The sequence below is a fragment of the Arthrobacter sp. NPDC058288 genome (assembly GCF_042880995.1).
Lineage (GTDB): Bacteria > Actinomycetota > Actinomycetes > Actinomycetales > Micrococcaceae > Arthrobacter.
This window is the reverse complement of sequence record NZ_JBHVYH010000011.1, coordinates 1-13,677: the sequence shown is the minus strand read 5'-3', so window position 1 is coordinate 13,677 and position 13,677 is coordinate 1. Positions and strand designations below refer to the sequence as shown.

At 64.8% G+C, this 13,677-nt stretch carries 11 protein-coding genes; 5 read left to right on the top strand and 6 right to left on the bottom strand.

Annotation, left to right across the window (positions count from 1 at the left end; all coding sequences use genetic code 11):
• Window positions 1–74: 74 nt before the first annotated feature.
• A complete protein-coding gene (locus tag ACFVWT_RS21155; RefSeq protein WP_390251373.1) occupies window positions 75–1,412 on the bottom strand; it encodes an amidohydrolase family protein in 1,338 nt (445 codons plus the stop codon).
• Window positions 1,413–1,603: 191 nt separating this feature from the next.
• On the bottom strand, window positions 1,604–3,091 hold the full coding sequence (locus ACFVWT_RS21150) for an amidohydrolase family protein (RefSeq protein ID WP_390251371.1): 1,488 nt from the start codon (window positions 3,089–3,091) through the stop codon (window positions 1,604–1,606).
• A 165-nt stretch (window positions 3,092–3,256) separates the two neighbouring features.
• Between ACFVWT_RS21150 and ACFVWT_RS21145 the strand changes: the two genes are divergently transcribed.
• The 3 genes from ACFVWT_RS21145 (at window position 3,257) to ACFVWT_RS21135 (ending at window position 6,471) form a co-directional block, all read left to right on the top strand.
• On the top strand, window positions 3,257–4,714 hold the full coding sequence (locus ACFVWT_RS21145; RefSeq protein WP_390251369.1) for a DUF3100 domain-containing protein: 1,458 nt from the start codon (window positions 3,257–3,259) through the stop codon (window positions 4,712–4,714).
• A gap of 86 nt (window positions 4,715–4,800) precedes the next feature.
• The gene (locus ACFVWT_RS21140) at window positions 4,801–6,033 is read left to right on the top strand and encodes an amidohydrolase family protein (protein WP_390251367.1); all 1,233 of its coding nucleotides are present in this window, start codon (window positions 4,801–4,803) and stop codon (window positions 6,031–6,033) included.
• A 153-nt stretch (window positions 6,034–6,186) separates the two neighbouring features.
• Window positions 6,187–6,471, top strand: a complete 285-nt coding sequence (locus ACFVWT_RS21135; protein ID WP_390251365.1) for a DUF427 domain-containing protein — start codon at window positions 6,187–6,189, stop codon at window positions 6,469–6,471.
• Window positions 6,472–6,553: 82 nt separating this feature from the next.
• Here the strand turns inward: ACFVWT_RS21135 and ACFVWT_RS21130 are convergent, their stop codons facing one another.
• From ACFVWT_RS21130 to ACFVWT_RS21115, 4 genes are all read right to left on the bottom strand, one after another.
• Complete coding sequence (locus ACFVWT_RS21130) at window positions 6,554–7,447, bottom strand: NAD(P)-dependent oxidoreductase (protein WP_390251363.1); 894 nt, start codon at window positions 7,445–7,447, stop codon at window positions 6,554–6,556.
• Between the two features lie 19 nt (window positions 7,448–7,466).
• On the bottom strand, window positions 7,467–9,386 hold the full coding sequence (locus ACFVWT_RS21125) for a TRAP transporter large permease subunit (RefSeq protein ID WP_390251361.1): 1,920 nt from the start codon (window positions 9,384–9,386) through the stop codon (window positions 7,467–7,469).
• An 85-nt stretch (window positions 9,387–9,471) separates the two neighbouring features.
• Entirely contained in the window at window positions 9,472–10,503 is a 1,032-nt protein-coding gene (locus ACFVWT_RS21120) for a DctP family TRAP transporter solute-binding subunit (protein WP_390251359.1), read from the bottom strand.
• 94 nt (window positions 10,504–10,597) lie between these two features.
• A complete protein-coding gene (locus ACFVWT_RS21115; protein ID WP_390251357.1) occupies window positions 10,598–11,950 on the bottom strand; it encodes an NAD(P)H-dependent oxidoreductase in 1,353 nt (450 codons plus the stop codon).
• 247 nt (window positions 11,951–12,197) lie between these two features.
• Between ACFVWT_RS21115 and ACFVWT_RS21110 the strand changes: the two genes are divergently transcribed.
• Window positions 12,198–13,232, top strand: coding sequence for a LacI family DNA-binding transcriptional regulator (locus ACFVWT_RS21110; RefSeq protein WP_390251355.1), 1,035 nt, complete (start codon window positions 12,198–12,200; stop codon window positions 13,230–13,232).
• Between the two features lie 9 nt (window positions 13,233–13,241).
• Window positions 13,242–13,553 carry a putative quinol monooxygenase gene (locus tag ACFVWT_RS21105; protein WP_390251353.1) on the top strand — a complete coding sequence of 104 codons (312 nt, stop codon included), beginning with the start codon at window positions 13,242–13,244 and terminating at the stop codon, window positions 13,551–13,553.
• Window positions 13,554–13,677: the final 124 nt, after the last annotated feature.

Genomic DNA, 13,677 nt, shown 5'->3' with positions numbered 1-13,677 from the left:
GGCTTTCTAAAATGAGTGCGCTCGGGCAGGGGAAGGCGGGAGAGGACAGCGGCGCCGCTATCCACGGCGCTCGATCAGAGGTCATTCCGGACAAGGACTCCCTGTGCCACCACAGCCCGGATTTCTTCCAGGGCCGAGGCGTTGCCCAAAGGATCAGAGTCAACAATGACGACATCCGCAAAGGAACCGCGCACCAGACGGCCTGCACTCTCACCCCAGCCGAGCAGGGCGGCGGCGTTCACTGTCGCGGCCCTCAGCGCGTCCAGGGGCGAAAGCCCGGCCTCGGCAAGAAGCCGCACTTCCGTGCCTATCGGGGTGACATCTGATCCGAACGAGTCCGTCCCTGCAACCACCGTCACGCCGGCTTCGTGGGCAGCTTTGACGGCGGCTTTGATAATGGGTGTGTATTCCTTGCCGCGGGCGGCGAGGATGGGATTGGGCGAGCCCGCCATACCCGTGATGGCATCCATTGTTGGCGTGAAGTAGGTCCCTCGGCGGGCCATCCGGGAGATGGTCTCCTCGGTGACGAAGACGCCGTGCTCGATGCTCCGAACACCGGCCCGGACTGCTCCGTCGATCCCTTCCGCGCTGTAGGCGTGGCACAGCACCCCTGCTTTGCCTGCGGCCTTGACCACCGCAGAGAGCTGCTCATAGTTGTAGACCAGTTCGCGGGGGTCTTGTTCCGCCAAGCCTGCACGTGGGTTGGCCCGGGTCTTGATCACTTGGGCGCCGCGTTTCAGGTTGACGCGGGTGAGGTAGGCAAGGTCCGCCGGTTCCGTGACTCCCCCGGACAGGGACGCGAGCGGCGCAAGGTCAGGGTCTGCGAGGAGCGAGTCCCCCAGCTCGGGTGAAATGAACAGCCCTGCCGGGCTCATCCGGGGCGAGGCGCCGGCCGCCCAGGCAGGCAAGGCGGCGAGGGCGACGTCCTGGTAGAAGCTGGTGGAACCGCTCCTGACGCTGGTCGCTCCGCCCTGGAGGATGGCCCGCGCATCAGACAGCGCGTTGGCATGAACATGCACGTCGATGAGGCCGGGAAGGACCCAGCGCCCGGAGGCATCCACGATGCGGGCGCGTCCTGCGAGTGCGGCTACTGCCCGCCGTGTTTCCTCCCGGCTGCCGACGGCTGTTACTTTGCCTCCTTCCAGCACAAGGACCCCGTCTGCCACGGCATTGCCCGTTTTGGGGTCCACGATGGTGCCGCCCTCGATGATCATGGGCGCGGGCGAAGCGGGGCGGTCAGGGTAGCCGGGGCTTGATGTGTTGTCCCCTGCATGCGCGGCCGGGGCACTTCCCAGCTGGGCAGCCAGGGTTGCCACCGAAATTCCAGCGAGGGCGGCCGCTCCAGCCAGGATGCCGCGGCGTGGAACCGCAGCGGGAGGCAGGGCGGCAGGGGTGTGATCGTGCAGGCACATTGTTTTCTCCAATGGAACGGGCCGCTCCGCGGCACTGCGGGCGCTTATGTCAGCAGGTCAAAGTCATGGTTTTACTGAGGGCGGAGGAGCTTTCCCCACAATGAGCTGGTAACCCTCGTATGTCCCCACCATATCGCCTTTGGTATACCAAGCCAAGAGCGAGCCAGGTGAAGAGTTTGTGGCTCCAGCCCCTACGGGACAACAACCGGACTGGCAATTTCGGCGTGCGGATAGGTGGGCGGAAACAGCTCATCGGAAGCACGGCGCCGGACGTCCCGCTCCGAGTAGGCGGCCCGCATCTCGTCGAACAGCCGCTGCGCCTCAGCCCGCAGCGCGTCGAGGTCGACGCCGGGCAGGGCACCGCCGACCACCACGGGACGCCCGGCAACAAAGGTGTCGGTCACCTGGCGCGCCGTCCCGTTGAGCACGAGGGTGCGCAGCGGGTCTTCGACGACGCCGTCGCCGAAGTGGCCCAGGGAGACCACCGTGATGTCGGCCTGCATGCCCGGGGCAAGCTTCCCCAGGTCAGCCCGCCCGAGGGCTCGTGCGCCGCCGAGGGTCGCGGCGGTGAAGTAGTCGGCCAGGGTCCCGGCATCCGGCCTCTCCTCAACCATCCGGGTCAGGTGCATGCCGACGTCCATGCCCCGCACAAGGTCCGGCGGGAAGGAGTCAGTACCCAGGCACAGGTTGATTCCGGCCTTGCGGAAGCGGTCGAACGATACAAGCTGTTTCTGGTAGCGAAACGATGTTAGCGGGCAATGGACAACGCTGACGCCGTGCCGGGCCAGCATGTCCAGCGGGCCTCCGGAAGCCGACGCGGCGGGGTCCCTGGCGTCAATCACCACACCGTGCGGGATGAGCAGCCGGGTGCCGAACAGGCCCGTGGATTCGAGCAGTTCCAGGACGCCGCGTCCGGCGGAACGCCGCAGGAGCCCGTCCTCTAGCGGGGACTGGAGGCAGTGCAGCCGGACGAGCGCGTCCCGCTCCCGGGCGATCCGGGCAGTCTCCCGCATAAGGCCTTCGGACAGGGTCTCGATGCGGCACGGCAGCAAGACACCCGTGACGAGCGGGTCTTCGAGACCGGCGGCATAGTCCAGGAAACGCTCTGCGTCGCGGAGCCCGGCGAGCCCTTTCGCCTCGTCGAAGTGGACCTCCCTGTCGCCTGCGGCAGTGGTGACATGGACCCCGGACCGATAGGCCGGCCCGAGGTAGCCGCGCAGTCCGATCCGCCGGCTGGTCTCCGCCATGTTGACGAGCTCGTCCAGGCCTTCAGCCCAGGAACTGTGGATCTCCGACGCGATCGGCATGTACGTCGTGATGCCGTGCAGGGCGAGCTGCGCCAATGCGAACTCGCGGACCCCGGCCCGCTCCGATGGCGTGAACACGTCCCGGCGACGGTTGGCGAAGTAGTCGTCCGACCACAGATGGCCGGCTGCGACATCAGGCGAGGGCCACGAGTCAAGGATGAGGTGGTCGATGTCGGCGAGGGCATCCAGGTCGATCAGGCCGGGCATGATCAGGCTCTGGCCGAAGTCGCGGTCCTCATCAACCGGGCCGTCGTAGTTGCGCCCCACGAAGATGATGGAATCTCCTTCGAAGACGACTTCGCCGTCCTCGATGAGCGTGTGCTGTGTTCCGTCGAAGCCCAGAACGTACCGGGCCGAGATTCTTTTGTACAACGTGCCTCCTTGGGCAGCGGCCGGCCGGTTGGCCGGTGTTCGAAAAATGTGACTTGCCTCTCAATGGGTACGAGTATACAGTCACTTGGTATACCAAAGCATGATTCCGCAAATGCGAGAAGTCTTTGATCCGATCCCTCACTCCCCCTTGGAAAGGCCTGCGTCATGCCCAATGAAGCAAAGACCACAGGCGGCTCTGTGTCCGCCTTAGTGGACGCGCCGCCCTCCCGCTCTTTCCGTGCACGCCCCGCCGAGTGGCTCGCGATGATCGCGATCTCCACCGCCGTCTGTGCCGTGGCAATCACGATCGGAACTCACAAGTTCCAGCTCGGTCCGGCCGCAATAGTCCTGATGCCCATCCTGTGGACCGTGCTCATCGGCGCATTCCTCGGAGTCCAGAAATGGAGGCCGATCGGAGGGCGTGCCCGTGCGGTGTCCACGCACCTGATGGACGTATCCATTGTTTTCTTCCTGGCGGGCCTCGGGACTCAAATCGGACCGTCGCTGACGAAGTTCACCGACATCGGTCCTGCGATACTCCTGCAGGAGGTCGGGCACGTGGTGGGCACAGTGATCCTGGCCCTTCCGGTCGCAGTTGCCCTTGGATTGGGCCGCACTGCAATCGGCGCCACTTGGTCGATCGACCGTGAGTCCTACCTTGCCTTCGCCATCCAGCGCTTCGGCGTCCGTTCCCCCGAATACCGCGGAGTTTTCGCGGTGTGGGTGCTGGGCAGTGTATTTGGCGCCGTGTTCATCTCCCTCTTGGCCGGTCTACTCGGCGGACTGGACTTCTTTGATCCCCGGGCGCTCGCGTTGGGCCTCGGACTGGGTTCCGCCTCCATGATGCTCGGGGGCGTCGGCGCCCTGTCCATCCTCTACCCCGAGATGGCCGGGGAGATCATGGCCCTCGCAGCACTGTCCAACCTCGTCACCAACATCGTTGGCTTCTACGCAGGTGTCTTTATCGCGCTGCCGATGTGCCAGAAGCTCTACAAGATGTGGTCCCGCATCTTCGGGCGGGACGACCTCGGCCGCCGTGTCCGCCGCGGCATTCTCAGTGGCGCTGCAGCTGGTGCCCGAGCGGGCAGCTCAGCCCCGGGGCTCCGGGGCGGGGCATTGACCGGGTCCGATGCGGTGTCGGACATCGACACCGTGGACGTCAATGGAATCGAAGAGGACCCCATAGTTGTGCGGACTCCCAAGACGTGGCTTATCGCGTTCGCCGCAACCGGGGTGGCCGGCATCCTGCTGAACGCCCTTGGCACCGGTTCAGCACGGCCGCTGGATGTGGTGGGCGTGCTCATACTCCTGGCCCTTACGGCCATCGCGCTGGTGCTCGCGAAGGTCGTCCCGGTTGTCCCATCCAGCATCTGGGTCCTGGCTCTGGCCACCCTTGCCTCCGCGACGTTCCTGCCCATCGGTCCCTTCGTCGCCTCCGCCACGCAGCACATCAGCGTCCTCTTCGCCGGCCTGCCAATGATCGCCCTGATCGGCATGTCGCTCGGCCGCGATGTGAAGGCGCTGCGCTCACTGAGCTGGAAGATCATCATCGTCGCCCTGATGACGTTCACGGCGAGCTTTGTCGCCGCTGCAGCGATTGCACAGGTTGCCTTCCACTTCTAGTACATGGTGCGGTAGGGAAGGCGCCGGTCCTGCGGGACCGGTGCCTTCCCTACCGTCGTCCCCAACCCACCTGAAAGGAATGAATCATGCTCATCACCAACGTCCGCCCTTGGGGCGGGGACGCAGTAGACCTCGAGGTTCACGAGGGGCGGATTGCGGCCGTTCACCCTGCGGGGACCGGCGAAATATCAGCAGGCGCGGGCGGCAGGGCAATCGACGGGCGCGGCCGGATTGCCATGCCGGCGTTCACAGACGTGCACGTCCACCTTGACTCGACCCGGATCGGACTGCCGTTCCGGGAGCACACCGCCTCGCCCGGCGTATGGAACATGATGTGCAACGACAGGGAAAACTGGCGTGACACCCCCATCCCCTACAAGGATGTCGTGGCGGGAACGCTGGAGCGGATGATTGCGCGGGGCACAACGCGCGTACGTTCCTACGCGCAGATCGATGTGGACTGCAAGCTTGAGCGCTTCGAGGCAGTCCTGGCCGCCAAGGAGCGCTTCGCCCATGCCGCCAACGTAGAGGTCATGGCATTCCCCCAGGCAGGCCTCCTGCTCGAGGACGGCACTGTCCCGCTCCTCGAGGAGGCCCTCCGTGCGGGGGCGACGACCATCGGCGGCATCGACCCCTGCCAGCTGGACCGCGACCCGGTCCGCCACCTGGACATTGTCTTCGGCCTGGCTGAGAAATACGGGGTCGACGTCGACATTCACCTGCACGAGCCTGGCCATCTGGGCGTCTTCAGCGCGGAACTTGTCTTCGAACGCACCCGCGCGCTGGGCATGCAGGGACGCGTCTCACTGTCCCATGCCTACGATCTGGCCAACGTCCACCCCGACGTGACCGCCCGGCTCGTGGAGCAGATGGCCGAGCTCGACGTTGCCTGGGCGACGGTCGCCCCCGCAAGCGGCGGCACGCAGTTCGACCTGGCCCGGATGACCGAGGCGGGGATCCGCGTCGGTCTGGGCGAGGACGGCCAGCGGGACTACTGGAGCCCATACGGCAATTGCGACATGCTCGACCGCACGTGGCAGCTGGCCTTTACCCACCGGCTGCGCAAGGACCGGCTGATCGAGCACTGCGCGGCGATCGCCACCATCGGTGGCGCGTCCATCATGGACCGCACTGTCCAGCGACTCACCAGCCCCGCCGACCGGCCGGGCATGGCTCCCGGAGACCGGGCCGACATCGTCCTGGTCGACGGCGAGACCATCACGAGCACCATCATGGACCGCGGCACCGACCGCACTGTCATCCACGACGGCCGGCTCGTCGCCGACGGGCTGGTTGTTCTTCCGCATTCAGCCGGGTAGCTGATTGACCGGGAGGAATGCGGCGAGCGGACGACGGCGCCGCCTCCCGCCGTCGTCCGCTCCCCGCCGGGGAACAACTCCGCCGCCCGGGCCGTTGGGATACCTACGACGTGCCGTCCGCTGACGCCGGCGGCACCTACAGGACGGAACCACATGGTCAGGGCTATCTGGAACGGAAAAGTCATCGCCGAATCCGCAGACACGGTGGTGGTGGAGGGCAACCATTACTTCCCCCGCGACGCAGTGAATGCGGGGTACCTGAAGGACAGTGACATGTATTCCGTGTGCCCGTGGAAGGGGCAGGCCAGCTACCACACGCTGGAGGTGGACGGGAAGCTGAACGTGGACGCGGCCTGGTTCTACCCGGAGCCAAAGCCTCGCGCGAAGCAGATCGAGGGCCGGATCGCGTTCTGGCGCGGCGTGACCGTCGAGGACTAGCCAGCTCCTGTTCGACAGCGGACGACGGCGGGACCTCCCGCCGTCGTCCGTTTGCGTTTGGCGCCGTTCCCCTGTCCGGAGACTAGGAAAGGATGGTCCGGTAGATCCCGGTATGGTCCATGTCACCGTCGCCGGCCGCGATCATCTGTTCGAAGGAACTGTGCAGGCACGCTGCTAAGGGAAGCTTGAGGCCTGCGTGCCCGGCAACCTCGGTGATGAACCCCAGGTCTTTGAGCTGGTTCTTCGCCGAACCGCCACCCTGGAAGTCCTGGTCAATCCAGCGATGTCCCTTTTGCCGTAGGACCTCTGAGCTGGCAAGGCCGCCGGCCAGGATGGTCTGCACCTTCTCAAGGTCCAGTCCGGCGGCGCTTGCGAGGGCCATCGCTTCGGCCAGCGCCGTTACCGTGGCGGCAACCACGATCTGGTTGCACGCCTTCACCGTTGACCCCGCGCCGGCGCGGCCGAACCGGACGACCGTGGAACTGTACAGCCCGAAGAGCGGTGTGAGTCGTTCCACGACCTCGGGCGGCCCGCCCACCATGATGCTCAGCCGGCCCTCTTCGGCACCGATGGTTCCGCCGCTGAGGGGCGCGTCCACGACGGTCACTCCCCAGGTGCGCAGGCAGGCGTCAGCGAACTCTGCGACCGCCACCGGTGACACCGTTCCGTGAATCACCAGGACGGGATGCTCGATGCCGGCGGTCTTCCATCCTTTCAGCAGGCCGTCTTCGCCTGGAAGCAGAGCTGCAACCTGGGGCAGGTCGGGCATTACGGTCAGCACGACTTCCGCCGCTGCGGCGGCCGGGGCGGCGGCGACGGTCCCTCCCCCAATCGCCCGGGCTTTTTCCGGAGTGCGGTTCCAGAGGGTAAGGGGAACCTGGCCGGCGATGATGTTCCGGGCGATCGGGGCTCCCATCGGTCCTGTGCCGATGAGGGCCACGGAGCTGCGGAAGCCGGGCATTCTTTTCTCACTCATTGCGGGTGCTGTCATGTGCTTAGAAGGGGATCAGTCCGGCAAGGGCGGGAAGGAATGTGCTGAACCAGGGAACCGCCGCAAGAACGAGGAGCCCGAGGAACACGGCAATGAGGTAGGGCCAGAAGTGCTTGAGGCTCTTCTCGACGGTTTCGTGGGCGGTGGCGCAGGCGACGTAGAAGCCGACGCCGGCCGGCGGTGCGAACGAGCCGATGCCCATGGAGATGATCAGGACCATGGCGTACTGCACGGGGTTGACGCCGAAGTCGACGGCGATCGGCAGGAGCAGGGGCGCGAAGATCAGTACCGCAGGGAGGCCTTCGAGGAGCTGCCCCATGATGATCAGCAGCACGACGGTGAACAGCATAAAGAGCACGGGTGAGTCGCCGAGGCCCGACATGAGGTCGTGGATCTGCTGTGAGACGCCGGCGAGGGCGAGGGTCTGGGCCAGCGGGGACGCGGCGGCGATGATGAACAGCACCATTCCCGCCGTCGTCGTCGTTTCCCGGAGTGTGTCACCGAGCAGCCGCTTGCTGCCGCGCCGGTACGCGGCGGCGAGGATGAAGGCGTAGGCGACCGCCACGGACGACACTTCCGTGGGCGTGGCGAAGCCGCTCAGGATGCCCACCACCATGCCGACCGGCAGCAGGAGAGTCGGAATTGCGAAGAACGTTGCCGACCCGCGTGCACGCCAGCTCGACTTGGGGCTGGCGACGCCGCCCTGTTTGCGGGCGCGGAAGAAGACGAGCGCCATGACACAGAGGGCCAGGAAGGCTGCGGGAACAAATCCGGCCAGGAACAGCGTGGTGGTGGAGATGGTGGTGATGGACCCGAGGATCAGGAGCACGATGCTCGGCGGGATGGTTTCGCCCATGATGGCCGAGGCCGACAGGACCGCGACGACCTCGCCACGGGGGTATTTGCGTTCTTCGAGCATGCCACGCATCGTGGTGCCCACTGCTGCGACGTCGGCCACTTTGGAGCCGGAGATGCCGGAGAAGATGTACATGGTGACGACGACCACCTGCAGCAGGCCGCCGCGCAGGTGCCCGATCAGGGCGTCGACGAGCTTGGCCAGCGGGAGGGTCAGCCCGGCGGAGTTCATGACCGTGCCGGCGAGGATAAAGAAGGGGATTGCCAGAAGGACAAAGCCCTTGGCTCCGGACGCCATTCCGATGGGGATGGCGCTGACCTCGGAAATGCCGCCGAGGTACAGGTAGATGCCGGATGCCAGTGCAAGGACGAATGCGATGGGCAGGCCCAGGAACAACAGCATGAACAACAGCAGGAGAACGACGCCGAGAAGGACGTTGGGGGTGGCGTAGTAGAAAAGCGGCTGGGCCAGAAGGACAAGAACAATGAGTACTGCCGCGATTCCGGCCGCAGTGAGCGCCGGGCGGCGGTCCTGGCGCCACAGCTTGAGGAGGGCGAACCAGGCGATCAGCACCATGCCGACGGAGAAGGGCAGTGAGACCCAGAAAACGGGCAGCTGCAAGATCGGGGTCTTTTCCTCGATCTGCTGGACAAGGGTGGGAACGAACAGCGCAAATGCCCCCGCGCTCATGACGAAGACCAGCCAGTCGACCAGGGCGGCCAGGTAAGGCTTCCATGCAGCCGGGAGGCGCATGATGAGGGCCTGGACGGACATGTGCGCACCCTTGGGGTATGCGATGGCGCCGCCGATGAAAGCGATGGTCAGCAGCGCAATTTCGGAGACTTCCTGGGTCCAGAGCACGGAATCGCCGGTGACGACCCTGACCATGATGTTCAGCAGGATCACGACGAGCTCAGCGAGGATGGCAGCGCCCACAACCCCTTCGAGCGTTTTGTCGAGCCACAGGGCACCGCTCCAACGCGGGGGGACATGGCCGTGGTGGAGGATCTCTTCCGCGTCCGAGGGGAGGACCTCCTCGAGTTCCTCGGGCGTAGTGACGTTTTTCATGGGCTTCCAGACTGTCGACATTGAGAGTGGGGGCTTTTCCGTGCGGGTGGCCCGGGGAGCATTCGGCTCCCCGGGCCGGCGGCTGCTACTTGGTGGTGGTGAAAGCGATGGCCTGATCGAAGAAGTCCTTGCCGATCAGCTGCGAGAAGGTCGGGTACAGGCTCTTCGAAACGGCTTTGAATTCCTCCAGGCCGGAGGCGCTGAGCTCGTTGGATTTCATGCCCTTGGCGGTGAGTTCCTCGAGCTGTTTCTTGGACTGCTCGGCGTCGTATCCGGTCTTAAAGGTGGCGGTTTCCGCAGAGGCGTCCGTGAGGGCCTTCTTTTGCTCATCGGTGAGGGTGTCCCACTTCTTCGAGGAGAGGGCCAGCACCCAGGCGTCGTTGATGTGGTTGGTCATCGAAACGTACTTCTGGACTTCTGAGAACTTGTTGGTCCACGGCACCTCAATCGGGTTTTCCTGGCCGTTGATCGTTCCGGTTTGCAAACCCGTGAACACCTCCGAGAACGCCATGGTGGTGGGGCTGGCGCCGAGCTTGCTGAAGTAATCGGTCCACAACGGGTTGCCGGGGACCCTGATCTTCAGTCCCTTCAGGTCCGAAGGCTGCTCAATGGGGCGAACTGAGTTCGTAATCTCGCGGCCGGTACGGGTGAGGAAGGACAGCGCGACGGTGTCTTTGGCGGCGAGCTTTTCCTTCAGCGCCTGGCCCGGCTTGCCTGCCAGGAACGCCGCTTCCTCGGTGGTGTCCTTGAAGAGATAGGGAATGCTGATGGCGTTCATTTCAGGTACGACGGCGGCGTAGACGGACGTCGACAGGATGAGCGCATCGAGGGATCCGCCCTGCAGGCGGGTCACAGCCGCGTTCTGGTCCCCGCTGAAGCTCGTTCCGTTGGGAACTACGGTGACGGTCACGGACCCGTTGGATGTTTTCTTGACCTGGTCGGCGAAATGCTGGGCCGAGACGCCGACGGAGGACGTGAGCGGATCGGGGATGGAGAGCTGGATCTTGGCCACCGGCGCTCCGGCCCCGCCGGAGGCCCCGGAGGCACATCCGGCGAGGACTGAGGCTGCGAGCGTGCATGCCAGCACTCCGGTGAGGGCGCGGGTCTTGGATTTCATGTGATGCCTTTCTTCATTGGAAGGAGTCTTGTTCCGGAGGCGTGAACGACGTCGGCCGAAGTTCATTGCCGCGCCCGGATTGTTGCGGGGAGGGTCAGGCGTTGAGTGCGAATTCCGCGACGAGTGCTTCGGTTTCCCGGCGAACCTCCAGGGCCTGGGCCAGGGAGTCGTCCATGATGACGTCGTCCCAGCCAACGATGCCGCCCTTGGCTACGTCGTTCCGCAGCTCCACGTGGTGGGCCAAAGCAACCGGGAGGGCGCCGGTTGCGACGGAGTGCTTGGCCGAAACCAGCTGGCCCCAAACCGTGTACCCGCCTTCGCCGTCGAGGAATTCGCCGGCCTTGAGGTCCTTCTTCGCGGTGGCAACAACGTCGCCGAAGAACCCGATCGGCGAACCTGTGGAGATCCCGCGGAGAGCCGCGTTGGCGATGGACATGTTCAATTCGAGGCCCACGTAGTGGTACGGACGGTAGAGCGCGGCGTACTGGCCGGTGGGGTCCGGGTGCCAGGGGTACTCAGTGAAGCAGCCGGAAACGTAGGCGTTGGTGGCCTTGACCACAACGAACACGCCTTCCTGGGTGTTGTGCGGGATCCACGTGCCGTCGCGCTTGACGCTGGACATGACCTCCACGGTTCCTTCGTGGGCGAGGACTCCCCCTGCGTCTGCCGGACGGCAGATGGTGGCGATCTCCTCGACATCGCCCGGCGTAAACGTCAGCCCGGTGTCGGAGGGCACCAGTCCGGCGCCGTTGGCAACAGCGGCCATCTCGATGGAGGCTTTTGTGCCGTCACGGAAGGAAGTGTGCATGTTCGGGTTAAGTTGCCCGGAATCGGTGAGTTCCTTGGAGAACTCCCAGTTCTCCCAGACATTGTCAGGATTCATCTCGTGATAGTGCTCAAGGAACTTTGCGCCCTTGCCGGCACAGACAACGTCGAAGCCGCTGGTCCGTGCCCAGTCCACGAGCTCCATGATGAGGGCGGGCTGGTCACCGTACGCCATCGAATAGACCACGCCGGCGGCTTCTGCCCGCCTGGCCAGGGCAGGCCCGGCCAGTGCGTCTGCCTCTACCGTGACCATGATGATGTGCTTCTTCGTCTCAATGGCACGCAGTGCGTGCTTCACTCCGACGATGGGGTTGCCCGTTGCTTCGACAATGACGTCGATGTCGACGTCGAACAATTCGTCCGCGTTGGCCACGATGGTCGTGGAGCGGTCCTTGAGGGCAGTGGCGATGTCCGGTGCGATCTGGCTCTTGGGCCAACCCACAAGCTCGAACGCCCCTTCAGCGCGCTTGACGTTGATGTCGGCGATCGCCACCACATGGATGCCCGGGATGTTGTTTGCCTGAGCCAGGTACATGGTGCCGTAGCGGCCGGCTCCGATGAGTCCGACTCGGATCGGACGGCCATCCTGCTCGCGGTCGCTAAGAAGCTTGTGGAGGTTCATGGGGATCTCTCTGATTGACGTTCCGCATCGAGAAGGGCCCTCCACCGGATGGGCGGAGCAACTTCTTCGTCGCAAACTGGAATTTTAGGACCGGAGTGGAACCGGTTCCACTTTTGTACCAGTCGGTGATAGGCTGTGTCAACAGTCACACCGGAACGCAAACGAAGGTTTCTCGGGGAGCATCACAGGGCTAATGAACAGCCCTGGTGATCGCATGCCGGGTCAGGACCCTCACCGAGGAGGAGAAGTGAAGAAGGCGCCAACTATTCGCGATGTCGCGTCGGCGGCCGGAGTTTCAGTCTCGGTGGTGTCCCGGGTCCTGAACCCTGACTCAGGCCCGGTTGCGCCGGCCAAGCGCGAAACGGTGCTGCGGGTCATTGATGAACTCGGGTACCGGCCCCGCGCCGCAGCCCGTGAACTCAGCGTCGGCCATACCCCCACAATTGGCCTGGTGGTAGCAGACCTGGCCAACCCCTTTTTTGCGCAACTGGCCGACCGCGTCGTCTGGGAGGCCCGCAGCCACGGCGTGCAGGTGATGGTGATGACCACCCAGGAAGACCCCCACCTTGAGGCCGACAGCCTGGACACACTCCTTGACCGCTCCGTCGGAGGAGTCATTGCCACGCCCACCGGCGCAAACATTGAGAAGTGGGCACGCCTCCAGTCCCTGGGTGTGAATGTTGTCTTCGTCGACCGCACCATTCCGGAACTCGAGGACGTGGACCTGGTGAGCATCGAAAACGTAGATTCGGCCCGACGCGCCACCGAACACATGCTCGGCCTCGGGCACAGGCGTATTGGCCTCATTACCGGGCCCGTCAGCACCTCGACGGGGCGGTCCAGGATCGAGGGCTACAAAGCCGCGCACAACAACTTTTCGATCAGCGTGGACCCCCAGCTCATCCGGGATGTAGCGTTCCGGGGAGACGGCGGGGGTGACGCCGTCGGGTCTCTTCTGGCCCTGCCGGACCGCCCCACCGCCCTCATTGTGGCCAACACCGCCCAGGTTCTGAGCTCCGTCCGACGCCTTGTCCAGATCGGCGTGCGGATACCTGACGACCTGTCGGTCATTGTCTTTGACGACAACCCCTGGACAGAACTGACCAACCCGCCGTTGAGCGTGATCCGCCAGCCGATCGACATGCTCGCGGTGCACTCGTTGGAGCTGGTTCTGGGGAGGATGCAGGGACGGCTCCCTGCGGCCCCCCGCACGATTGAAGTTAAGGCCGACTTTGTCCCACGCAGCAGTTGCTCACCTCTCACCCTCTCCCCTATCAGCTAAGGAAAATTGATGACCGTCATCGTTACCGCCGTGTTCACACCCAAGGAAGGGGCATTCAGCAAGGTCGCCGCCGCCCTTTCCCCCGCCATCGCCGAGGTGCATCAGGAACCCGGTTGCCTGCTGTACGCCATCCATGAAGCGCCTAACGGGCAGATTGTCATGATTGAAAAGTGGGAAAGCGCCGAGCTGCTCGATGCCCACGGCGCCGGCGATGCCGTCAAACGGCTCAACGCTTCGCTCGAGGGGCTCCTGGCAGAACCCGTGGAGGTGACCCGCCTGGTGCCGATCCCGGCCGGGACTTCCCAGCAGGGCGCACTCTAAGAAGCAACCGAAACGCAAGCGGTCGACGGCGGGACTTACCCCCCGACGACCCCGAGCGGTTGGTCCGCGGCCAGTCCCAGAAACCCGAGGTCGGCCGCAAGTCCGGCACCCTGCCGACCTCCTT

Excerpts from the sequence above, each read along its gene's own strand:
- ACFVWT_RS21140 (WP_390251367.1), top strand. The coding sequence starts at position 4,801 with ATGCTCATCACCAACGTCCGCCCTTGGGGCGGGGACGCAGTAGACCTC.
- ACFVWT_RS21130 (WP_390251363.1), bottom strand. The coding sequence starts at position 7,447 with ATGAGTGAGAAAAGAATGCCCGGCTTCCGCAGCTCCGTGGCCCTCATC.
- ACFVWT_RS21125 (WP_390251361.1), bottom strand. The coding sequence starts at position 9,386 with ATGAAAAACGTCACTACGCCCGAGGAACTCGAGGAGGTCCTCCCCTCG.
- ACFVWT_RS21115 (WP_390251357.1), bottom strand. The coding sequence starts at position 11,950 with ATGAACCTCCACAAGCTTCTTAGCGACCGCGAGCAGGATGGCCGTCCG.
- ACFVWT_RS21105 (WP_390251353.1), top strand. The coding sequence starts at position 13,242 with ATGACCGTCATCGTTACCGCCGTGTTCACACCCAAGGAAGGGGCATTC.
- ACFVWT_RS21135 (WP_390251365.1), top strand. The coding sequence starts at position 6,187 with ATGGTCAGGGCTATCTGGAACGGAAAAGTCATCGCCGAATCCGCAGAC.
- ACFVWT_RS21155 (WP_390251373.1), bottom strand. The coding sequence starts at position 1,412 with ATGTGCCTGCACGATCACACCCCTGCCGCCCTGCCTCCCGCTGCGGTT.
- ACFVWT_RS21120 (WP_390251359.1), bottom strand. The coding sequence starts at position 10,503 with ATGAAATCCAAGACCCGCGCCCTCACCGGAGTGCTGGCATGCACGCTC.
- ACFVWT_RS21145 (WP_390251369.1), top strand. The coding sequence starts at position 3,257 with ATGCCCAATGAAGCAAAGACCACAGGCGGCTCTGTGTCCGCCTTAGTG.